Here is a 22,990-nt window from a genome sequence, read left to right as displayed (position 1 = left end):
ATGACATGGATGATGATTTGACCGTATTTGTTATCAGTTTTTATGAACCTAAAATAAAAAAATGAAATAAATCATTAAAAATTACGTTTTTTTGATTTTAAAACGTATATACAAGGTGAAGGGGGATAGAGCAATGAATGATAAGCTGAAAAAGATGGAAAAACGTGAAGATGGTTTTTTAGAAGTTCAGTTGAAACGTCTGGCTGATTTTGATGACTATCTGTTTCAGAAAATGCATGAGGATGCAAGCTGTTTACTTTGTATACGTGATTACCGAAGTAAAAGCCGTTTGTATTATGATCTAAAGGGACATCTCACATTACGTTCTTATTTACAGCAACATGCTTTTGAAAAGGGAGAATTTCTTGCTTTTTTGCTTTTCATTTTAGAAGATATGGTTCGTGTCAATGCCAGCAAACCCATCTGTTTAGATGTAGAATATATTTTTTTATCAGCTGATGGAAAGCATTTAAAATTTCTTGTTTTGCCATTACAAGAAGATGGTTGGTTATTTCAAAAAGAGGAAGTAAAAGCCTTTGTTAAACAGTTGTTGAGTGCGGTACATACGAATGAAGATTATGAAACAGCTGGATTATTGGTTCAAATATTAAAACAAAAAGAATTCACATTGCCTGTCTTGTTACAACAATTGCATGCATTACAGGAACAAACGATGGCAAAGTTAACTTGGTGGCAGCGCATATGGCATAAAGAGAAGGAGGCTTATTATGTAAGAGATCTACCTAATGTACAAGTTTATCCCAGTATTCTGCCGGAAATTTCCATTCAGGAAGAAAGGCTGTACTGTGGGACACAACAAAAGATGAAAGAAGAAGATACATCTGACAAAGCTTCGAATAAGGTTAAAATAAAAAAGAGGAAACGCAGACAGGGAAAGAAAGATCAAAATTCAAATAGTGATGCTATACGAGCAGCTATGGAGGATAAAGAAAAGGTAATAGAAAAGGCAGAAGATCAAAGTAACAGAAGATTGGATAAAGTGGATATTCCAAGCTTTCCAAATGAGTTTGCGCATAATCATCAAGTGAAAGAAGAAGCATATTCGACAATAGACAAGAGAGAGGACAGCTATGCGCAAACTGTGGTTTTATTTGAAGAAACAATACCTTATTTGGAAAATGTGGATAGTCATGAGCGAATTATCTTAATCAAAGAACCTTTTACGATAGGAAGAAGCCCGGATAATGATCTTTGTTTACAGGCGTTGGAAGTATCAGCGTATCATGCGGCGATGGAAAGTTCGCAAAACCTTTTAAAAGATTTGCATTCCTCTAATGGAACCTTTGTGAATGGGGAAAAGATTCATGAACAAAGGCTACAGGATGGTGATAAAATCGCTTTTGCGAATCAGTGCTTTTATTATCATAGCAAGGTTTCTTCATGAATAGGCAAGCAGCAGAGTTATTGTGTTTACATAGCTCATTTTGTTTATATACCAAAGAAAATGTTACCCAAATTGAATTACTTATAAAAGAGCGTGCCAAGTATTGGCTGTATTTAGAATCAAAAGATGAACGCATACCTGTGATGGAGGTAAGCTGGGATAGTAAGCTAGGCTGGCATTGGTATGGTAATCAACAGTTTTATGATGCGAAGCAGCTTTGTGAAGGCTTTTTGAAAAGAGCACATATTCATCAATTTTATGGACAGCCAAGTTTACGTTTATTATTACAGCAATATGATACTATGCCCCAATTTCGTTATTACGCTTTATCATATAAGCAAATTCTCATTGGTCGTGGAAAAGATTGTGAAATTCAGTATGAACAACCTTATGTATCATTTCATCATGCTTTATTGCGTTGTGAGCAAACACAATGGGTGCTTAGTGATCTGCAAAGTCGTAATGGTGTGTATGTGAATCAGCAACGTGTGAAAGAAATAAAGCTACAATGTGGCGATGTTATTCATATCATGGGGTTGCAGCTGGTATTTGGTCATGATTTTTTTATGGTGCAGATGTTAGAAGGTGTCCGCGTGCGAAATCTCTCATATTATCAATTGCCTACTGAACAAGCGTTATCTCCACAGCAATTCTGTTTAAAGGAAAGTAGTGTCCATTTTCCAAAATTTTCGATAGAGCCAATTACCATAGAACCACCGAATGACAAAGTGCCACAAAATCAGCTTCCCTTATGGCTTTCCCTAGGGCCTTCCTTAACGATGGGCATTTCATCAATTGTGATGGGGATATCAGCATGGATGCAAGCAATCATACTGAAACAATCTATATGGCAAAGTATGCCTTCTTTGGTCATGGCTGCCAGTATGGCGCTTTCAACCATATTGTGGCCAATCATAAGTCGTTCCTTTGAAAAACGACAACAACTTCAAAAACAACGACAATATGAAACCGTGTATTTGTCCTATTTAGAAAAAAAACAAAAGAGTATAGAGGATCAGGTCAGTGCTAAAATTGCTTATATGATAAAGCAAAAACAGCTTTGGTTATTAGGAAATGAAAAGCTGCAAGAGCAGGCGCATCCAATATGGTTTCTAACAAAGCAAGCGAACGGCTTTTTAGATGTCTTGTTAGGGGAAACTAGGATGAGCTTGCAAGTGCCTTTGAACTATCAACAACAAGAGTTGTCGCTGTATGAGACATCTATAACAAAAGCGTTTTCCCGTTTTATTGAGCAAGCTACGTTACAGCTTCAACAGACGATTACGCATTCTTTTGGTGAGCACCGTAGTCTAGCCATTTGGGGTGAAGAGAGTTTATGGATGAGCTTGCAATTGGTATTGCAACTATGTCTGACGCACTCACCAAAACAATTAAAACTTTTTTTAATTGGCGATGAATATCTGACACGAGCGTGGCATTTACGTTTTTTACCTCATGTTTTCTTAGATCAACAACGTTTACTTATAACTGATCGCCAGTCGGTATCCTATTTATTAAATAGCCTGCAAAAGTTACAACAACAGAATATTACATGCCTTTTGGTTTATTTTACATCTTCTAAGATGTCCTATCTTCCCATTGATGAATACATAAAGCAATATGCATTTCTACATGTTTTACAACAAGCAAAGGAAAAAACTTTTTTAGCATCGGCAATGGAAACACTTTGTTATGTGCCTCGGCGTGATTTGGCATATCTTCAGCAAGCTGGTGAAAGCATATCATTTCAGCCTTTTCCATGTGCAGATGATGTCATAAAAAATAATTTTCAAGTTATCGACAGCTATACCAAAATGTCTTGTGTAACAAGTACGAAACTGTCGTTTCTGTCTATGTATCATTGTGGGAATGTATCGCAACTAGATGTATTACATCGTTGGAAACAAAGAAAGCAAAAACGTTCTTTAGCTGTCATTGTGGGAAAAGATCAACATGGTGAAATGGTGTATTTAGACGCCCATGAAAGCCGCCATGGACCACATGGTTTGATTGCCGGCATGACGGGATCAGGAAAAAGTGAATTTTTAATGACATATATATTGTCATTATGTGTTTGTTATAGCTGCGAAGAAGTGAGTTTTGTATTGATAGATTACAAAGGTGGCATGATGGCAAACGCATTTGCCAATGTCCCACATATCGCATATTGTATGACGAATCTAGAAGAAGGGAATATGTATCGCTTTATGCAGGCGCTAGATGCGGAATTGAAATATCGTCAGCAGTTGTTTCAAGATACTAAAAGACAGCTTGATGTGGCTACGGTAGATATGGATGCTTATCAACACTATTATCGTGAAGCTCTTGTAAAAAAACCTTTGGCACATCTGTTTCTGATTGCTGATGAATTTGCTGAATTGAAAACTCAACAGCCACAATTCATGGAACAATTAAAACAAGCAGCGCGCATTGGTCGAAGTTTAGGCATTCATTTGGTATTGGCTACACAGAAGCCATATGGCATCATCGATGATCAAATATGGAGCAATGCGCGTTTTCATATATGTTTAAAGGTGCAGGATAAAAGCGATAGTATGGATATGTTAAAAAAAGAGGATGCATGTAATCTTCAACAGGCTGGTGAATTTTATATGCAGGTGGGAAATGATGAGCTATATTTGCAAGGAATAAGCAGTTGGACGCAAGCCCCGTATCATCCGGAAACAACATATCAAAAACCTTTAGCACAGGATATTTGCTTATATAACGATCAATTTGAAATCATCCATAAGCAACAGTTAAAAAAGCAGGAAGCTTCCTTGCATACCCAGCTGGATGTTATTTGTCATTATCTACAACAACAAAGTGAAGTAGCAGATGATCAGCGCCCGTTCTTTTTGCATGCTCCATTACCGTTTAAGGTACAAGAATGTTTATGTACAGAAAGTGAGCCTTGTTTGGGAATGGCGGATGATATCAGCAAGCGTCAGCAATTTCCATTTCTATTTCCTATTGTGAACATGACACATGCATTGGTTGTGGGAAAGCAAGGGAGTGGGAAAACGATATTTATTGAGAAATTCTTATGGGAATGCGCGAGAATTGCGTACAGGGAGCTATCGGCAATTTATGTTTTGGATGGTTTTGCCACCAAGTTAAAGGTTTTGCAACAATTAGATATAGTTGCGAATGTGATGTGTATGAAAGATAACGAATATGTGGAAAGTTTATTTTATCAGCTGCAACATGAAACCTTATGGCAGGATGATACAAAGCATATATTGCTTATCATTCATGGCTATGAGCAATGGAAGGAAAGCTATCCGCAACTGGATGATGTATTAACTTCCGTATTTTTAAAAACGCCTTTTGTGCATATTTTCATGAGTGTTACTGCAATCGCTTTATTACCTTATCGTCTTCTTACTTATTTCGCGCAACGTTATGTTTTGCAACTGCCGGATTCAAGTGAGTATGCCTGTTTATTAGAAGATACTTCGTTGCGGCCTATGGCACAAAAAGGCAGTGGTCTTTTTATCAGGCAACAGCGCGTGATGCTATTTCAAATTTATCCATATGCAAACAGTATACAAGAACAATTGCTGCTTGCCCAAACACAGGGACAAAGTGTATATGCTGTTCCTATCCTTCCCAAACATATATCAACGCAATACCGTAGTGATGCTTTGTTTTTAGGAAAAGATATAGAAAGTAAAGAAGATTGTTGGTTAATGCTCGATTCATGTTCCTATCTTTTCATATGTCAGGCTTTTCAATATGCAAATGCGTTTATCGCTTATCTTAATGAATGGAAACAACGTTTCCCAAGTTATGCCCAACACTTATCGCTGTATCAAGGTACATCTTCCTTACCGCAACAAGAAAACCAGCGCATACCAGTATTACTACAAAATCTTACAACACTTAGCGAGCTGCAATTGTTGCCATGGTATGTGCAGGCTTTGTATGAAGGGGATATTTTGTGGATTGGAAAAGGATTGCAGGAAGCAGCATCAATATTGAAACTGCCTATGGCATGTATGGATAAAGAATTACAGGAGCACGAAGCTTTATGGTATCGAAAGGGGGAAATACGATGGATACGTGTATGGGAGGACGATCAACATGGATGAAAGAATTTTGGTGGAGACGTGCCTACCAGTCGTGCAAATGCGTTTTGATGCAGGTCTGGCATCTTCTTTGACGATTCAACAGGCGATGCAGCTTTTATATGAAGCAGCGATGCAACAGGTAGAGAAAGGAGTATGGATACCAAAGCCAATCTTGTTGTATAACGCTAGCAATAACTGTGTGCTTAGAAAGGATAGCACAATAAAAGAGGCAAGGGTCCAAAGCGGTGATTGTATATATTTATTTTAGGAGGTAGTTTATCATGAGTGTAAAAATCAATGTAGATCCAGCACGACTAGAGGCAAGCGCTTCTCACATAGAACAGATGTATATGAATTATGAACGTGAATATCGTCGTTTGTTTCAAGATGTTCAAACGATGGGAAATAATTGGCAAGGAAAGGATAATCAGGCATTTGTTCAGCAAATTAATGGCTTTGTGAAAGACTTTGCCTCAATGCGAAATTTGATGAAGGAGTATGCAGAATTTTTAAAAGCATCGGCTAGGGCATATCGCAATACACAGAATGAACGTGCACAACAAGCACGGCATCTAATAAATTAGGAGGGCGTATACATGGATACTTTAACGATCACGCTGGCACAAGTTCAAGGCTGTGCCGCTGCCATCCGTACTCAAAATCAGAAATTGAATCATTGTTTGCAAGATATTAGTATGACAATGAATCAGTTGGCTGCTTATTGGCAGAGTCCGGCGTCAGAAACTTTGCGAACAAGATTTCACAGTTTACTCCCCGTTTTTGATAACTATCGAAGTGTTGTAGAATCTTATGCCCGTTTTCTCGATCAGACGGTAGATACCTATCATACACTGGAACAGCAGCTACAGGCCGGAGCAGATCAATTTCGTTAAATGAATGCATACAGCTATGCTTATGAATTACATTTGACGCAATGTGAACAACTGCTGAATCAGGTGACTGTCATTTTGCAGACAGTTGAAGATAATAATGAAAATTCGCTTTTATTGCAAGTGATTCGTTCTATGTTAAAAGAACTGCAACAGCAAAGAAGGTGGCTGCAGATATAAAAAATAGTAAAATATTTGCCATTTAACATGCATTGACATGTATTAATACTGGAAGGCTGAAAGATGCTGAGCTATTGCTGCAGACACTTCCTTTGTCACAACTGTATCAGGATTTACAAAAACTGCAAAAGGTAACTAGTGATGTTATTCAACCTCATGTGTTGTCACAGTTATCACGATCACTTTCACTTTTACAAACAAAACAGCAACAACTTTGTACACACTTAAAAACGAGTGCAACAGCTTATGAAAATATGGAATCGTCATTGAGCAGCAAAGCAAAGGCGATAAGTGATCATTTGCAATATCAAACATACACGATGGATCATTCTATGCGCTGGCATACGTCTTTTCGCAAAGATAAATCCTTGTTTAGTTATTTGCAAAATGGTGTCTGTGCAGGGATTTATGCTGGACTGGATGTTGTGAAATTTTCTGTGGGATTTCATGAAACGTATGCGCAAGGAAATTTATCAACGAGTGTTGGAAGTGCCAGTGTCAGTGGGGATGCTAAGTTTTCGTTGTATGATAATCAAGGTTTCTCTCCTTCACTAACCGTCAGCTTGGTGGCAAAAGCAGCCTTGGCACAGGCAGTTGCCGATATTCATTTAGGTAATTCTTATGTGTACGCGGATGGTGAAGCAAGTGTGGGAGTTGGTGTTGTTAAGGCGGAAGGGACAGCTGTCTTAAATAAAGAAGAGCTTACTTTAAAGGGTGAAGTTGGTGCAGCAGCAGTACAAGGTGAAGTAAAAGGCAGCATAACGATTTTGGGCGTGAGCATAACAGCAACTGGCACTGGTGAATTAGGTGCTATCGGAGCAGGAGCTGAGTTTTCCAGTAAAAAAGGAGAATTTTCATTTGGAGCAAAAGGCAGTTTGTTAGCTGGTCTGGGTTTCCGTGTAAAAGTAAATTACTGATCGATAAGGCAATAAAGGAGTACATATGAATAAAACGAATCTACAGGAATTACTGCCTTTGGGCAGTATCGTCACTTTAAAAAAGGGGACGAAAAAAATCATGATATGCGGTCGTATCCAAGAGGAAGCCACCACGAAAAAAATTTATGATTATGCGGCATGTTACTATCCGGAAGGTATTTTAAATCCACATGAGCTATTTTTATTTCAACACGAAGATGTAGAATTCGTGTATTTTGTGGGAATGCAGGATAGTGAAGAATTCAGCTTTCGCGATTTCCTGATAGGCAAATTGAAAGAAAAAGGGATGCTGGAAACATAAAAAAAGGGTTCTATATGCCATCATATAGAACCTATTATAGTACACATATCAAAATATTTCACAGCAGTATGCATAAACAGTATTATTTCCATATCTGAGTTGCGAAAGAGCAAATAGTTAAAAAAGAAACAGCTGCTCTAGAATAACGAACTTTGCGGCTACCTTGTAAAATGATTTCAGATAGTGCACAATACTTATCAACAGCTTGCAGAAGCCATCCTTCTTTTGTTTTAGGCATATGAAGGGTCATTGGCCACATATGATGAACAATGGCATCTTCTATCACAGGATTGATTGTGCAGGTTTTCTTAGCATTTTCTAAAGCAATTAAAGGATGAATTGCACAATGTCTGCCTTCCATGGGACGATTGTTCTTAGTTCGCCAGTCATAAAAATATAAATCATGTAGTAAGCCGGCACGTGCGATACTGTAGGTGTCTAAACGAAATTTTCGTGCGAATAAGAAAGAATAATAAGAAACATTCAGAGAATGTTGAAATCGTGAAGTATCCATATGCTGAGAAAAGGCTTTTAATTCCTGTACATCGTCAACCTCAATTAAATCTTGTATACAACTGACAAATTCTTTTGCCAGTAAGTCGTTATCGCTTGTTAGATCTACTCTGGAAAATATTGCTTTCTGCATGCCATTACCACCTTTTTTCTGATATATAATCAATGTATCATATTCTGTGTAAAAAATCATGTGAGAAATTTGTGAATTCATCCTATAGGCAAAATAATGAAAATAAGGTATGATGAATAGCAGAGAAAATGGAAAAGAGGAAGCATGATGTTAGAATTTGAAAAGAAAATTGTCCATGTTTTGGATTGTGAACACAATACGTGTATCCTATCAGAAGGATGTATGAAAAAAGAAGACGATGTGATAGCAAAGATGTTGAGTAGCAAGGCAGAAAAAGTATTCCATAGTGCCTCTCGTAAAAGGGGCGTTTTTCGCGAAACGAGTTATGTGAAAGAGCTGCTTGTGAAATTAAAAGATCATAGTATCACATTTGAAACCTTTTCGCAGAAATTGGCACAGTATGTATTTGATAAAAAGATGGAGCATGCCCAATACTATGTTAGCGATTTTATTGTGGCTTTATTATTAAAGGATGAACGTCGTTATGTATTGGTGCTCGATAATGCCTGTACGCAAGGTATTACTCATACGGTTCAAAATGAGGAAGATTCCATAATTACAGAAATAATACCTTACAAAGCATTGATCAGTTCTACGTTAACAGCAAAAGATCGCGCATTTCTTATAGAACTATCCGATGAAAGTCTGTGTTGTGTGGAAAATAAGGTAGAGATTGAAGGTGAAAAGGTAAATTTTTATGCGGAGGTCATTTTACAAAGTACGACAATGCCTTCGTATAAAGAAAGTGTGAAAAGCATCACCAAGTTAACAGAAGAAATGAGTGATAAGTATGAAATGGATGAAGTTGATATTGTTCCGAAAATGAAGAGCATGTTGGTAGATAACATCGAAAATAGTAAGCCGATTCAAATTGATGAAATAGCAGAAGAATTATTTGCAGAAAAACCACTTGCTAAAGCAGAGTTTAAAGAAGCGTTGAAGAAACAGGGGGTGCCGACTGCCATTGAGGTGGAATATGTAAAGCCGACTCGCTCAGATAAAGTACAGAAGATTAAAACAGATAAAGGAATTGAAATTATCATACCTGTGGACTATATGAATACGAAGGAATTTGTCGAATTCAAAAATCAGCCCGATGGAACCATATCCATCCAGTTAAAGAATATCACTCATATAACCAGCAAGTGATTTCTTATATTTCCAATAATTTACATTGATTTTCAGAAACTGATGGTAAATCAGTTTCTTTTTTTGGTGAAATGTGTCATAATAAAAAAACAAAGAGCGTCAAAACTGACTTTCTTTGTATGAATGCATATACTATTGTAGAGAAGGAGGTACTTGTATGTTTCATCAGCTTATAGAATATAGTATGGAAAGGGTTGGATTGCGATGTACAGATGACCTGCTTCAGAAACGATGTTGTTGCGAAAGAGATGCATAAGAAAAACATATCGTAAAACAATAGGAGGAAAATAACGTTTATGAAAGAAACGCTGAAATTAATTGGCAATACGCCATTATATCGTATAGAAAATACCAATATTTATGTAAAATTAGAGAAGTTTAACGCTGCTGGAAGTATTAAAGATCGTGCTGTCTTAGGAATGTTGAAAAAGGCTATGGAAAAAGGCACGATAAAAAAAGACAGTGTTTTGATTGAAGCTACCAGTGGCAATACCGGGATTGCTTTAGCCATGTTAGGAGCAATTTATCATTTGCCAGTCATTATCATTATGCCAGAAACTATGAGTATGGAACGACGTAAACTCATTCAGGCATATGGAGCGGAATTGATTTTAACCGAAGGTGCAAAAGGAATGCAGGGATCATTAGATGCATTGGCAAGCTTACAGAAAGAACATCCTAACTACATCACTTTATCACAGTTTGATAATCCGGATAATCCCCAGTTTCATTATGAAACTACGGGCAAGGAAATCCTGGAGCAATTACCGGATGTGGATATTTTTGTGGCCGGCATTGGAACCGGCGGCACGTTTACAGGAGTTGCTCGTCGTTTAAAGGAAGCTAATCCAAATATTCGCTGTGTAGCCGGAGAACCCAAAGACAGTGCTATCATCAGTGGGCATCAGCCAGGACCTCATAAAATTCAAGGAATTGGCGCAAATTTTATCCCTGCTAATTTCGATAAAGAATTAGCAGATGATGTGATGTTGATCAGCAATGAAGAAGCAATTGAAGAAACCAAAAACTTTGCGCGTACCACTGGTATACTCGTTGGTATCAGCAGTGGTGGCAATATTGCTTTAGCAAAACGATTAGCTGCCTATTATCCAAATAAAAAGATTGTTACGATCGCACCGGATGGCGGAGAGAAATATCTTTCCGTATTGGATTTTGACTAATGTTTCGCGTATTAAAGGATATCAATCATAACTTAAATCGCTCATTGGAGAATGATCCGGCTGCTCATTCTAAATTAGAGGTGCTGTTGTTATACCCGCATATCAAAGCCTTGGCATTTCATCGGGTATCGCATTTTCTATATCGGCATCATCTGTTTTTCCTTGCTCGCTTTAATTCCAACATTGCCCGTTTTTGGACCGGTATTGAGATTCATCCGGGGGCAACAATTGGTCGTGGTTTACTGATCGATCATGGAATTGGTGTAGTCATTGGAGAAACTGCCATAATTGGTGATGATTGCCATATTTATCATGGTGTCACCTTAGGTGGTACGGGGAAAGAGCATGCTAAGCGACATCCTACATTGGGGAATCATGTTATGATTGGAGCAGGGGCAAAATGTTTAGGAAACATTACGATTGGTGATCATGCGAAAGTCGGTGCAAACGCCGTGGTCATTACGGATGTTCCAGCGGAAACAACTTTTATCGGGTTAGCCGCAAAAGATAAACGACAAAAGCACAGGTGTACGCCGGAAGGCTTTATCGAATAAATATAAGTGTTATCGTAAAAGCATCTTAGAAAAGGAATCCCTCATTTGCCTTAAGCAAATAAAGAGATTTCTTTTTTTATTATGAACTGATAAACCCTTGTTTCTGGTAATTGTATTTTGTTTCTGCATTTTGCTTTAATATTTTGCTTCAGTATCGTGTTTTCATTGCATGATGATTTAAAAGATGGTTTTCTATTGCGGTAAGACTGCTTGACATAGTATCTATGTTCTGTTAAACTATATCTGTAATGGATATATCCATTTGCGATATAATAGGAGTTGATATGTGTGTCAAAACAGGCAACGCAGGAAAATGAACAGCTGACAGATGCAATGTTTTATATATTATTGGCTTTGTTAGAGGAGCGTTATGGTTATGTCATCATGAAATATATTGAAGAATTAAGTGATGGCATGATGCAGATGGGGCCGGGAACATTATATACGCTGTTGAAAAAACTGACGAAATTGCAATGGATCCAGCAGCTTACAAGTGATAGCCGCACCAAGACTTACCTCATTACACAAGAAGGAAAACGTATTTTATGCCAAGAAGTGAAACGGCGTGAGCGTATGGTGGAAGATGCTAATAAGGCTTTAAAGAAGGGGATTGTATGAAGGAAAAAAGAAAAACGAAACAAATATTATGCGGAGGTTTAGCCTTTTGTGGAGAAGAAGAGATGGAAATGCTGCATGCATATGCCCTGGATGGCTGGATTTTTAGAAAGTTCAGTGGTTTATCTTATGTTTTATATAAAGAAGAACCACAAGATCTTATTTTCAGCTATGATCTAAATAAGGTAAAGAAAGAAGACGCGCAAGAATATCTAGATCTTTTTGCGGCAGCAGGATGGGAACAAATTACCTGTAACTCCTCTAGTACATGGTTTTTTATGGCAAAGCAAGGAACGCCTCCCTTACACAGTGATCATGCGACATTGAGTGAAGAATATACCGGTACCGGTAAAACTGCAAAATATCTATTGTTGGTATTAGCGTTTGTTAGCTTGTTTAGCTTTTTCTTGATTAAACAGGCTGCCATATTTATGTATCTATTTGCTTTTGGCTGTGGATGTATAGGAGGTTTATTCATGCTTTTGATCGGTACGCAGTTTTGCAAACATAAGCGAAAGTTATGCATTACGATGTGGAGCTTTCAACGCAGTATGTGTTATTGTTTAGGCAGTCTGTTCATTATGCTTAGTATGCCGTTCCTATCAGATATCGTTCCCTCTTTGCATATCCTATGGCGCTTTCTTCGCCTTGGAGCATGGATGCTTTTCATCGCCACCTTGTTTTCTATGTATTGGCGATATCCGTTGTATCGCGATCACAAGGAACAATATTTGTTTAAGAAATAAGAAAAAGGAAAATGAAAAAAGGAGAAAATTATGATCGAAGTAAAACATTTAACAAAAACGTATGGGAAGTTTAAGGCTGTCGATGATATTAGTTTATTGGCAAAAGATGGTGAGATAACGGTACTGTTAGGTCCTAATGGAGCTGGGAAATCTACCACGATCAAAAGTATTGCAAATTTATTACGTTATCAAGGTGAAATTAAGATTGGCGGATATGCCAATGATATGCTAGAGGCAAAACGCATTTTCGGTTATATTCCGGAAACGCCGGTACTTTATGATCTATTAACGATAGATGAACATGTAGAGTTTATTGGAAAGGCTTATCGTTGTGAGCATTATCAAGAAAGAGCAGAACACTACATCACGATGTTTGATTTATCATCAAAACGTAAAAAGTTGGTAAAGGAACTAAGTAAGGGCATGCGTCAAAAGGTAAGTATGCTGCTGGCTTTATTGATTGCGCCCAAGGCGTTATTAGTGGATGAGCCAATGGTTGGTTTAGATCCTGCCAGTATAGAGGAAACTTTGCAGTTATTCCAACAACTTAAAGAAGAAGGGGTTGCTATCTTAATATCTACGCATATCATAGATGTCATCGATGCCATATGGGATGAAGCCTATATCATGAATAAGGGGCATATTGTCGCCCATGTACGTAAGGAAGGGTTACAGGAGCAAACCTTAAAAGAATTGTTTTTTACTTCTACGCAGCATGAAGTGGGGGAGGCGTCATGAAAGTATTAGGAAAGTTGTATTTATTAAAATTAAAAGGTACGATACGAAATATTTTTTCAAAACCTTCCAGCGCAATCTTTACGATTATAATGATTTTGCTTTATGGTGCCTTGATTGTAATGGCATTATCACATCCGGAAATTGCGATGTCTGTGGGAAATCTCCAGGATGTTTCTATGGTAATTTTGGTAAATATCGGATTTAGTGCCTTGATGGTAACAACGATGATGATGCAGAAAAAAATGGCTCTATTCACGGAAGATGATGCTTTTTACTTATTTACTGCACCATTTAAACGCAGTGCCGTCATGCAGTATTTGATGGTTAGTGTAGTAGTTTCAGCATTATTATTTGGCGCGATTAATCTTTTTATGATCGTGATGTTGGGAAGTCACATTGCATTTGATGGCGGCTTTCTGCTTTTGGTCTTTTTGACGCAATCACTTTTATATTTCTTTTTTCTGACCACCCAATATTACTTGTATTTAAGAGGATTAGAAAATGCAAAAATGAAAAAGCTGATACGTATCATTCCGCTAGCATGTCTATTCTTAGTTGCCATAATATTCCTTGTTGTTTTAGTAGCAAATGATTTTGATGTTACAAAAAGTGGTATGGAATTTGTCGCGGGTACACCATTTCATTTGGTACCTGTATTTGGCTGGGTAAAACTGATTTTAGTTTCCTATGTTGCCCATGATTTTTACAAGATGCTGATTGGCAGCGTATTGTTGATAGGTGCATGTATCGTGATTTTCTTATGCATGTCTTGTTATCGCAAGGATTTTGTCGAAGATGTTATGGCGGATGCTCAGGCTTTCAGCAAGCGTTATAAAGCCATAAAAGAAGGCAAGACGGATTCTTTTGCGGATCGTAAGGTTAAAGACGTCCAATTTGCTTTTCAAGAAGGGGCGAAAGCTATTTTTTCAAAAAATATGTTGTTAATGCGGAAAACGAATGATTTTATTCGTATGCAGGATGTCATGTTTGTGGGTATTTATTTAGTTATAACGCTCATCATGGGCCTAGGCTTTAGCTTTTATTGCTATATGTTGATCTTTTGGATGTTTTCCATGATTCAAAATAGTGATTTTATGCGGGATATGAAAAATTATCAGATATATCTGATTCCGGATGCCCCATTAAAGAAACTATGGTATGTCATGCTTCCTACTATCATTAAGACCTTCCTTGTCTTGTTAATCGCTATCGTAAGTGCTTATATCCTTTTGCAGCCGGATTTCAAAGAGGCATTGCAATATTTTGTTATGTTGAGTGGTTATGCTTTCTTATTTCTTGCCACGACCGTTTTATCTTTACGTATTTTAAAAAGTCGTAACAATGTAATGATGGAAAATATGTTGCGCATGCTTTTAATGATCTTAGCAGCGATTCCATCTACCGGGGTACTGATTTATATGATATCACAAAATACATTGACAATAGCAATGATGAATAGCATAACGATCTACAATTTGCTCATTAATTTTGTGCTTTCCGGTATTATCCTATATGGTTGTCGTAATATGATGAATGGAAATGAACTCAGTAGTGATTAAGCATACATGTATTGATTCCAGATGTAGATGAAGATGTAAAAAGATTGAAAAATTCCGCTGGTCCAGGGAGTTTTTCTTTTGCTTTTGGCGGTTTTATGATATAGTATGGTACAGTGAAGTAAAAGAGGTAGGCTATTATGTGGAAATATGAATGTAAACGACATTTACTGTATATGACAACAGGCGTTATCATCGGCGCGCTCGTATTTGGGGCATTAGGTTGGCAAAGAGAAGGTTTACTTGCCACTTTAGAAATGGTGACAAGCGATAAAGCAATCTTACAGGATCCAATGACTCCTTACCTTATGGGAGCATTGGCAATTGGTGGATTGGTGAATGGTTTAATGTTAATGTTTCAGCTGATGCAGCGCTTTAATATTAATTATTTTATCTTTATGATGATTTTCTTTTTGGCAAGTGAGCTAATTATTTTAGCAGGCATGGTATTACTGTTACCGGCATTTGTCGTATGTATCTATGGCTGGCTGACTGTGCCGAATCGTGGTAAAAAGCGCATGCTAGATAAAAATACCGTAACCAGTGTACAAGAGGTAGAGCGTGTATATCGCCTGCATCATCATTATGATGAAACCTGCGAGATTTATGGTAAAAATGCATGGAATATTATGCTTCGTGTGAATATCTTATATTTCAGTGGAATCTTAGCTTTATTTCTTGTATTGATGTATGTAGAAGATTTATTTATTGTTATGGCGGCTGGTCTGTTGTACATGATGCTGTTTTTTCAGCTTACGAAGTATAAAAATAAGGCTTTACAGCCGATTATCGCACTATTGTATGATAAATGTGATCCTCAGGCATGTGCCAGTGCCATCTTTGCGTTAGCGAAAAAAGCACATAAGAAAAAGAATTTCCCATTGACACAGCAATTGGCACAGTGCATGATCTATCTTAATGACCCTCATCTGGCCATTGATGTTTTGGTTACCAGCAATCCATCTCGTAATGGGTTTGTATATCCTTATCATACGTTGATGGCATATGCTTATTATCAACTTGGTGATGAAAGTATGGTAAAACATCACTTGCAGGAATGTGAGAAAAGTAAAAAAGGCAATATGGCAGGTCCTATGAACATGTTTGCCCAGCAGGCATTGGCAAGCATTCAAAATAAATTGGATCTGATGAAACAGGATTTCCGTAAGGCGAGAACTTATTATATGCAAGGATTGCAAGCGCAAGCGATGCCATTTCAATTGGTAGATTCTCACTATTATTTAGGCTTGATCTCTTTTGTTGAACAGGATATGCGGGAAGCCCAAATTCATTTCCAATATGTGCAGCAACATGGCAACCGCATGTATTTTAAGGAAAAAGCGGATTCTTTTATGGAAACGATTCTCGCTTTAGAAAAAGCGAATGAAGAAGCTTATAGTGAACAGGAAACTTTGTAAAAAGTTCCTGTTTTTTTCATCTACATACGATCTTATCTTTACATAGTTTACGAGAAAACGAAAAAATGTTTCGATGATGTAAGCATTCGTTTTCTAATAATGATGTGAAAACTATGTGAAGTCATGCAAAATGGTTGACTGTCTGAAAGATATCACTATAATAGTTAAGGTAGTTAACTATTAAGCTACTTAACTATTTTAGGAGGGATACGATGGATGAAATGGATATTGTCCGGAAAATAACACATCTTGTGTATACACATCGCCGTGATGCTGCCTTTACGGGGCAAAAACAGCCAAATGTGAAACATCGAGATATCATGATGCTGGATGCCATTATTAAAATGGGCGATTTGGTTAAAATGAGTGATATCAGTGCATATTTTCAGATAACTCCGGCGGCTGTTTCACAATGCATCAAAAACTTTGAAAAGAAGGGCTGGGTGGAACGTACCGTTCTTGAATCAGATCGTCGAAGTGTGTATGTTCGTGTCAGTGATGAAGCAAAGCAGATGGTGCAGGAAATGGAAGAGCATATGAAACAGCAACTCATTGCATTCATCGCTGAACTTGGTGAAGATGATGCAGAAGCATTTGTACGTATTTTGGAAAAAGGTTTTACGTTTTTCAAATGTGAACGCAAGAAAGAAGAAGGAAAGGAGACAGGGAAATGCTGAAATTAAGACGCTATACGAAACCGTTTCTGATGTCGATCCTCATAATCGTCGCATTGTTATTTGGACAGGCGATGTGTGAACTGGCAATGCCGGATTATATGTCTGATATTGTAAATATCGGAATTAATGCCGGTGGTATAGAAGACGGTGTTCCAGAAGCGATACGCGAAAGTGAATATCAAAAGTTAAAGGTGTTTATGGAAGAAAAAGAGCAAAAGCTCTTTGAAAAACACTATACCCTCATGACACCGGCATCCGCAAAGCAGGAAGCAAAGGATGATTACCCTGCATTAAAAAAGGAAAACGTTTATCTGTTGCAAGACATTGATGCTGATACCAGAACAGCAATCAAGCATGCATTATCTGGCTCAGAAACAATCGTGATGGGCATTGAACAAGCGGTAGATAAGATAAAAGATAAAGATGCAATGGATAGCAAAGAAGTTAGTAAAGAACAAAAGGAAATGATGGAGATGATCCAGAAACTTCCAAAAGGTGTGGATGTCTTCATGGCCATGCAGATGATGCCGCATGAAAAACTGCAGGAAATGAAGAAAGATATGAATAAAGTAATGAAGGCAATGGGGGAAAGCACAGCAGATACTGCTAATGCGCAATATGTTCGAAATGAATATAAAGCCATGGGTATGGATGTGGATGCGATACAATATCAATATTTGTTTGTGAAAGGCGGATTGATGTTGTTTGTAGCATTAGGCTCTGCGGTAGCAGCGGTTGCGGTTGGCTTTTTAGCAGCGCGTGTGGCAGCAGGCTTCTCCCGTGATTTGCGTAAGGATGTTTTCCATAAGGTAGAGCATTTCTCCAGTGCAGAATTTAATAAATTTTCAACCAATACCTTAATTACGCGTACGACAAATGATATCCAGCAAATTCAGATGGTACTGGTTATGATCTTGCGTATTGTTATTTATGCGCCGATCATTGGTATTGGTGCGATTATTAAAGTAATTCAGTCCAATGCCAATATGACGTGGATCATTGCTTTGGTTATTGTGGTTATTTTAAGTATCATGATGGTGGCTTTTACGACTGTTATGCCTAAATTCAAGATTTTGCAGAAATTAATGGATGGCTTAAATTCAGTCGTTCGTGAAATGCTAGATGGTATGCCAGTCATTCGTGCTTTTAATAATCAGAAAAAGGAAGAAGAAAAATTTGAAGAAGCTAACAGTAAGATTATGAAGACAAACATGTTTACAGCACGTGCAATGTCTACCTTGATGCCATTGATCATGCTGGTTATGAACAGTGCAACCATTCTGATTGTTTGGGTTGGTGGTCATCAGATTGATTCTGGCAGCTTGCAAGTTGGTGATATGATGGCGTTCATGCAATATTCCATGCAGATTATTATGGCCTTCATGATGATTACAATGATTTCTATCATGATTCCACGTGCCAGTGTAGCGGCTGGACGTGTTTCGGAAATTTTGCATACGAAACCAAGTATCGAAGATCCACAAGCACCAAAACACTTGGCAGATGATCAGCGTGGTCGCATTGAATTCCGTAATGTATCCTTCCGTTATCCAGGTGCAGAAGAGGATGTCTTAAAAAATATCACCTTTACTGCGGAACCAGGACAGACGACGGCCTTTATTGGAAGTACAGGTTCAGGGAAATCAACGATTATTAATTTGGTGCCTCGTTTCTATGATGTGACGCAGGGTGCGATCTATGTAGATGGGGTGAATGTCAAAGATGTGACGCAGCATGAATTGCGTGATCATATTGGCTATGTGCCGCAAAAGGGTACGTTATTTACGGGTACGATCGAAAGCAATTTACGTTATGCTAAAGAAGATGCTACTGAGGAAGAATTAGCGAAGGCCGCTGAAATTGCGCAGGCTTTAGAATTTATCGAAGAAAAACCGGAACGTTATGAAACAGCGATTACACAAGGTGGAACTAACGTATCTGGAGGACAGCGTCAACGTTTATCGATTGCCAGAGCTTTAGTGAAAAAACCGGAAATTTATATTTTCGATGATACCTTCTCAGCTCTAGATTTTAAAACAGATGCTAAACTGCGCAAGGCGTTAAATATTTTATGTCAAGAAACAAAAAGCACGGTATTATTGGTAGCACAGCGTATTTCCAGTATCATGCATGCCGAACGTATCGTCGTGTTGGATAAGGGTGAAGTTGTGGGTATCGGTAATCATGAAGAATTGATGAAATCCTGTGAGGTATATCAGGAAATCGCCTATAGTCAATTGTCAAAGGAGGAATTGGGAAATGAGTAAAACAAACCGTCCTTCTGCACCAATGCGTAAAGGGCCGATGGGAGGACATCGCGGTCCTGGACGCCCGGTTGAAAAGGCTAAAAACTTTAAAGGTACGATGAAGCAGTTAATTAGCTACATGAAACCTTATTATGTAAAAATTATTATTTCTTTCATATTCGCCATCTTTTCAACGATTTTTATGGTTGTAGGTCCTAAAATCAGCGGAAAGGCTATAACCGAATTAAGCACTGGCTTTATTGCGAAAGTACGAGGAAGTGGCGCAATTAATTTTGATCGCATTTCGGAAATATTACTATTTTTAATTGGTTTATATCTGATTTCAACCTTCTGTAATTTCGTGCAAGGCTGGATGATGGCAGGCGTGTCACAGAAAGTATCTTATAATCTGCGAACATCTATGTCAGAAAAAATCAATAAACTGCCATTCGCATATTTTGATAAACAATCACATGGTGAAGTATTGTCAAGATTCTCTAATGATGTTGATACGATTCAGCAGACACTAAGTCAATCTTTATCACAACTATTATCTTCAATTGTACAGCTATTTGGTTTTTTAATCATGATGCTGACCATCAGTTGGCAAATGACATTGATGGCTCTTATTGTTATTCCATTATCTTTGATTTTGGTAACAACGGTTGTAAAGCATTCACAAAAATACTTTGCCCGTCAACAAGCATCTTTAGGTAATGTCAATGGTCATATTGAAGAGATGTATAGCGGACATATGGTGATGAAAGCCTTTAATGGGGAAGAAAAAAGTATTGCCCAGTTTGAGACTTTTAATGATGAACTTTATAATTCTGCATGGAAATCACAATTTCTAAGCGGATTGATGCAGCCAATCAGTATGTTTGTAGGTAATCTGGGCTATGTCGGTGTATGTATTTTAGGTGGTTATTTGGCCATGAATGGTATTATTGAAATTGGTGATATTACTGCCTTTATTCAATATGTTCGTAGCTTTAATCAGCCAATTGCCCAACTGGCGCAGACAATGAATGTCATGCAGTCAACGGCTGCCGCAGCAGAGCGTGTATTTGAGTTTTTGGCCGAAGAGGAAGAAGTAGCGGAGACCAAGACACCGCAACCGATTGCGGCACCTGATGGAAAATCGTTAATTGACGGTATGGTGACGTTTGAAAATGTTCATTTTGGATATACACCAGATAAAATTATCATCAATGATTTCTCGATGTATATCAATGCCGGAAAACGTGTTGCCATCGTTGGACCTACTGGTGCCGGTAAAACAACGATCGTAAAACTGTTGATGCGTTTCTATGAATTAAACAGTGGTACGATTTATGTGGATGGCTGTGATATACGTCAGTTTAGCCGCAGTGATTTACGTTCTTTATTTGGCATGGTGTTACAAGATGCATGGTTGTTTAATGGAACGATTATGGAAAATCTGCGTTATGGCAGATTAGATGCAACAGATGAAGAAGTCATGGCTGCAGCCGATGCTGCATATGTTGATCACTTTATTCGTACTTTAGATCATGGATATGATACGATGATTGATGAAGAAAGCAGCAACATCTCACAAGGACAGAAGCAGTTGTTAACCATCGCACGTGCGTTCTTAGCAGATCCAAAGATTTTAATTTTGGATGAAGCTACTTCCAGTGTAGATACCAGAACGGAAGTTCTGATTCAAAAGGGCATGGAAAAATTAATGGAAAATCGTACATGCTTTGTCATTGCGCATCGATTAAGCACGATTCGTGATGCCGATTTGATTCTGGTTATGAAGGATGGCGATATTGTGGAAGTCGGAGATCATCAAGAATTAATGGCCAAGAATGGCTTCTATACACAGCTGTATAATTCACAATTTGAAGAATCTTAACTATCAAGATAGAATGAAAACCAGCAGAATAAGATCGTTTGCTGGTTTTCTTATTTGGGAAACCCTGATGATATAAAAACTTGAGAGATGAAGGACTATGCGTTATAATAAACCATAGCAAGGGGATGATGAGATGAGGATACAAAGTCTTAAACATTGGATAAAGGGAAGTTTAATAGTAATTCTCTTTTTTATTGTATGTATGCAAAGAATTGATGCACAAGAATATAAAATGGCAAAACAGCTGCCGTTTTCTGTCAGCAGCACATCAAATGTGACATCCATTACTTTAACTTGGCAATGGGTGCCAGAAGCAGATGTTTATAAAATTTATCGCAGTGAAGGTGATGCAGAACATTTTACCTATATAGGCAGTGTTGGGAACTTAGAATATACTGATAGGGTGGTGAATAAGGGGAATACAACGTATTATTATCGTATCGAGGCATATACAGGAACACGGCTCATCGCTACAAGCACATTAACTAATCATCGTCTGCAATCGATGACAGCTCCCATGCTGAGTGCCTATGTCATAGATTATTCTGGCATAGATCCATATGTACAATTAAACTGGGATCCGGTAGAAGGCAGTACTTCTTATGAAGTATATCGATATACGGCTAAGACGAAAGCTTATGTAAAAATAGCAACCATAGCTCATTCAGATAAAGTGTTCAGCTTTAACTATATGGATTCAGATCTTGCCTTAAATCAGTCCTATACGTACAAGATCAAAGCCCTACGAACAAACGAAGCACTTTATAGCAATACAATAACGGAAACGCTGGAGCCGTTAGCAACTCCAAATGTGAAAATGGAAGCAAATACTTCCTATCTTCATTTGTCATGGGATAGTATACAAAAAGCCAAATATTATGAAATTTATCGCTCAACTTCACCGACGATGGGATTTACAAGAATCGCGGTAATTGAAAATTATTATACTTTTTATACAAATCGCGTCAATAACGCTTGTAAACCAAATCAAACATATTATTATAAAGTCAGAGCTAGACGAACCATTAACAATAAGGCAAATTATGGAGCATTCAGTAAGGTTGTCAGTGGCAATATGCACTTGGCAAAGCCATCCATGAAAGCAAGTGGTGGTCCACAAATTACGTTATCATGGAAGGAAGTGCCGGATGCCAGTATATATACTATTTATCGTTCTACGCAAAGTACAACAGGTTTTAAAGCCATTGCTTGTGTTTCTGACAATCGCTATGTACAAAAAGGTGATAAAATCAAACCAAATCAACGATATTATTATCGTATCATCGCCAAGAATGAAGCAAGTGGTGTGAAAAGTTCAATTTCTAATACGGTTTCCGCTTTTATCAGTATAGGAAATCCCGCTTCAACGTCTGCTAAGGCAAGCGCCGTTAATGCGAATCAAATAAAGATAACATGGAAAAAAGCGACACGAGCTACAAATTATGAAATTTATCGATCCACCAGTAAGACAAAAGGCTTTGTGAAAATTGCCACAACGGCAAATACAACTACGTATACGGATGCCTCATCATCACTTATCCCTAAAAAAACCTATTACTATAAGATAAAACCGATTCGCAAATATTATCAATGGAAGTTTGTTGGAAGTAATAGTAATGTAACCATGGCTATGACACAAATACCAACAACAAAAATCACTTCCATTTCATCACCGGGAAAAGGGAAGGTGATCATCAACTGGAAAAAGATCAATAATGCCCGATATAAGCTTTATCGCAGCACTAGTGTACTGTATTGTTGACATTTAACTAAATATTTATAGCTATTATAGCCG

Annotated in this window: 21 protein-coding genes; 20 read left to right on the top strand and 1 reads right to left on the bottom strand. The window is 37.8% G+C overall.

All coding sequences use genetic code 11. The annotated features are described in order from the left end of the window. The first annotated feature begins 133 nt into the window (after positions 1-133). Genes AC1VS3_RS00955 through AC1VS3_RS00920 form a run of 8 tightly spaced genes read left to right on the top strand, consistent with a single transcriptional unit; the run spans position 134 to position 7,787 of the window. Positions 134-1,405: an FHA domain-containing protein gene (locus tag AC1VS3_RS00955; RefSeq protein ID WP_008687706.1), complete on the top strand. Its 1,272-nt coding sequence runs from the start codon at positions 134-136 to the stop codon at positions 1,403-1,405. Then, entirely contained in the window at positions 1,402-5,499 is a 4,098-nt protein-coding gene (locus AC1VS3_RS00950; RefSeq protein ID WP_008687708.1) for an FtsK/SpoIIIE domain-containing protein, read from the top strand. The genes AC1VS3_RS00955 and AC1VS3_RS00950 overlap by 4 nt, the downstream gene beginning before the upstream one ends. Next, positions 5,492-5,746 carry a hypothetical protein gene (locus AC1VS3_RS00945; protein ID WP_008687711.1) on the top strand — a complete coding sequence of 85 codons (255 nt, stop codon included), beginning with the start codon at positions 5,492-5,494 and terminating at the stop codon, positions 5,744-5,746. The genes AC1VS3_RS00950 and AC1VS3_RS00945 overlap by 8 nt, the downstream gene beginning before the upstream one ends. A 13-nt stretch (positions 5,747-5,759) precedes the next feature. Then, entirely contained in the window at positions 5,760-6,062 is a 303-nt protein-coding gene (locus AC1VS3_RS00940; RefSeq protein WP_008687713.1) for a WXG100 family type VII secretion target, read from the top strand. Positions 6,063-6,074: 12 nt separating this feature from the next. Continuing rightward, entirely contained in the window at positions 6,075-6,371 is a 297-nt protein-coding gene (locus AC1VS3_RS00935; RefSeq protein ID WP_008687718.1) for a pore-forming ESAT-6 family protein, read from the top strand. Further along, positions 6,372-6,548: a hypothetical protein gene (locus AC1VS3_RS00930; RefSeq protein WP_008978628.1), complete on the top strand. Its 177-nt coding sequence runs from the start codon at positions 6,372-6,374 to the stop codon at positions 6,546-6,548. It begins immediately after the preceding gene. Between the two features lie 32 nt (positions 6,549-6,580). Then, on the top strand, positions 6,581-7,465 hold the full coding sequence (locus AC1VS3_RS00925) for a hypothetical protein (protein ID WP_008687720.1): 885 nt from the start codon (positions 6,581-6,583) through the stop codon (positions 7,463-7,465). A gap of 25 nt (positions 7,466-7,490) precedes the next feature. Continuing rightward, positions 7,491-7,787 carry a DUF4176 domain-containing protein gene (locus AC1VS3_RS00920; protein WP_008687722.1) on the top strand — a complete coding sequence of 99 codons (297 nt, stop codon included), beginning with the start codon at positions 7,491-7,493 and terminating at the stop codon, positions 7,785-7,787. An 82-nt stretch (positions 7,788-7,869) separates the two neighbouring features. Here AC1VS3_RS00920 and AC1VS3_RS00915 read toward each other — a convergent pair whose 3' ends face one another. Further along, positions 7,870-8,433 carry an HD domain-containing protein gene (locus AC1VS3_RS00915; RefSeq protein ID WP_008687724.1) on the bottom strand — a complete coding sequence of 188 codons (564 nt, stop codon included), beginning with the start codon at positions 8,431-8,433 and terminating at the stop codon, positions 7,870-7,872. 147 nt (positions 8,434-8,580) lie between these two features. Here AC1VS3_RS00915 and AC1VS3_RS00910 point away from each other — a divergent pair, with 147 nt between their 5' ends. The 12 genes from AC1VS3_RS00910 to AC1VS3_RS00855 all read left to right on the top strand — a co-directional run bounded on the left by AC1VS3_RS00910 (position 8,581) and on the right by AC1VS3_RS00855 (position 22,957). After that, positions 8,581-9,582 (top strand): nucleoid-associated protein, encoded by a 1,002-nt coding sequence (locus tag AC1VS3_RS00910; protein ID WP_008687727.1) that lies wholly within the window; start codon positions 8,581-8,583, stop codon positions 9,580-9,582. Positions 9,583-9,878: 296 nt separating this feature from the next. Beyond that, complete coding sequence (gene cysK / locus AC1VS3_RS00905; protein WP_008687729.1) at positions 9,879-10,763, top strand: cysteine synthase A; 885 nt, start codon at positions 9,879-9,881, stop codon at positions 10,761-10,763. Next, a complete protein-coding gene (gene epsC / locus AC1VS3_RS00900) occupies positions 10,763-11,317 on the top strand; it encodes a serine O-acetyltransferase EpsC (RefSeq protein WP_008687730.1) in 555 nt (184 codons plus the stop codon). The genes cysK and epsC overlap by 1 nt, the downstream gene beginning before the upstream one ends. A gap of 288 nt (positions 11,318-11,605) precedes the next feature. After that, a complete protein-coding gene (locus AC1VS3_RS00895; RefSeq protein WP_008687732.1) occupies positions 11,606-11,935 on the top strand; it encodes a PadR family transcriptional regulator in 330 nt (109 codons plus the stop codon). Beyond that, positions 11,932-12,678, top strand: a complete 747-nt coding sequence (locus tag AC1VS3_RS00890) for a DUF2812 domain-containing protein (protein WP_481275477.1) — start codon at positions 11,932-11,934, stop codon at positions 12,676-12,678. The genes AC1VS3_RS00895 and AC1VS3_RS00890 overlap by 4 nt, the downstream gene beginning before the upstream one ends. Positions 12,679-12,708: 30 nt before the next feature. Continuing rightward, positions 12,709-13,416, top strand: a complete 708-nt coding sequence (locus AC1VS3_RS00885) for an ABC transporter ATP-binding protein (protein WP_008687736.1) — start codon at positions 12,709-12,711, stop codon at positions 13,414-13,416. After that, positions 13,413-14,975: a putative ABC exporter domain-containing protein gene (locus AC1VS3_RS00880; RefSeq protein ID WP_008687738.1), complete on the top strand. Its 1,563-nt coding sequence runs from the start codon at positions 13,413-13,415 to the stop codon at positions 14,973-14,975. Before AC1VS3_RS00885 ends, AC1VS3_RS00880 begins: the two co-directional genes overlap by 4 nt. Positions 14,976-15,112: 137 nt before the next feature. Continuing rightward, complete coding sequence (locus AC1VS3_RS00875) at positions 15,113-16,390, top strand: hypothetical protein (protein ID WP_008687740.1); 1,278 nt, start codon at positions 15,113-15,115, stop codon at positions 16,388-16,390. 212 nt (positions 16,391-16,602) lie between these two features. Continuing rightward, complete coding sequence (locus tag AC1VS3_RS00870; RefSeq protein WP_008687742.1) at positions 16,603-17,067, top strand: MarR family winged helix-turn-helix transcriptional regulator; 465 nt, start codon at positions 16,603-16,605, stop codon at positions 17,065-17,067. Further along, positions 17,061-19,334 (top strand): ABC transporter ATP-binding protein, encoded by a 2,274-nt coding sequence (locus AC1VS3_RS00865; protein ID WP_008687744.1) that lies wholly within the window; start codon positions 17,061-17,063, stop codon positions 19,332-19,334. The genes AC1VS3_RS00870 and AC1VS3_RS00865 overlap by 7 nt, the downstream gene beginning before the upstream one ends. Further along, the gene (locus AC1VS3_RS00860; protein ID WP_008687747.1) at positions 19,327-21,195 is read left to right on the top strand and encodes an ABC transporter ATP-binding protein; all 1,869 of its coding nucleotides are present in this window, start codon (positions 19,327-19,329) and stop codon (positions 21,193-21,195) included. Before AC1VS3_RS00865 ends, AC1VS3_RS00860 begins: the two co-directional genes overlap by 8 nt. 202 nt (positions 21,196-21,397) lie before the next feature. Beyond that, positions 21,398-22,957: a fibronectin type III domain-containing protein gene (locus tag AC1VS3_RS00855; protein ID WP_481275476.1), complete on the top strand. Its 1,560-nt coding sequence runs from the start codon at positions 21,398-21,400 to the stop codon at positions 22,955-22,957. Positions 22,958-22,990: the final 33 nt, after the last annotated feature.

The organism is Longicatena sp., assembly GCF_982403165.1.
This window is presented reverse-complemented; position numbering and strand designations above follow the sequence as displayed.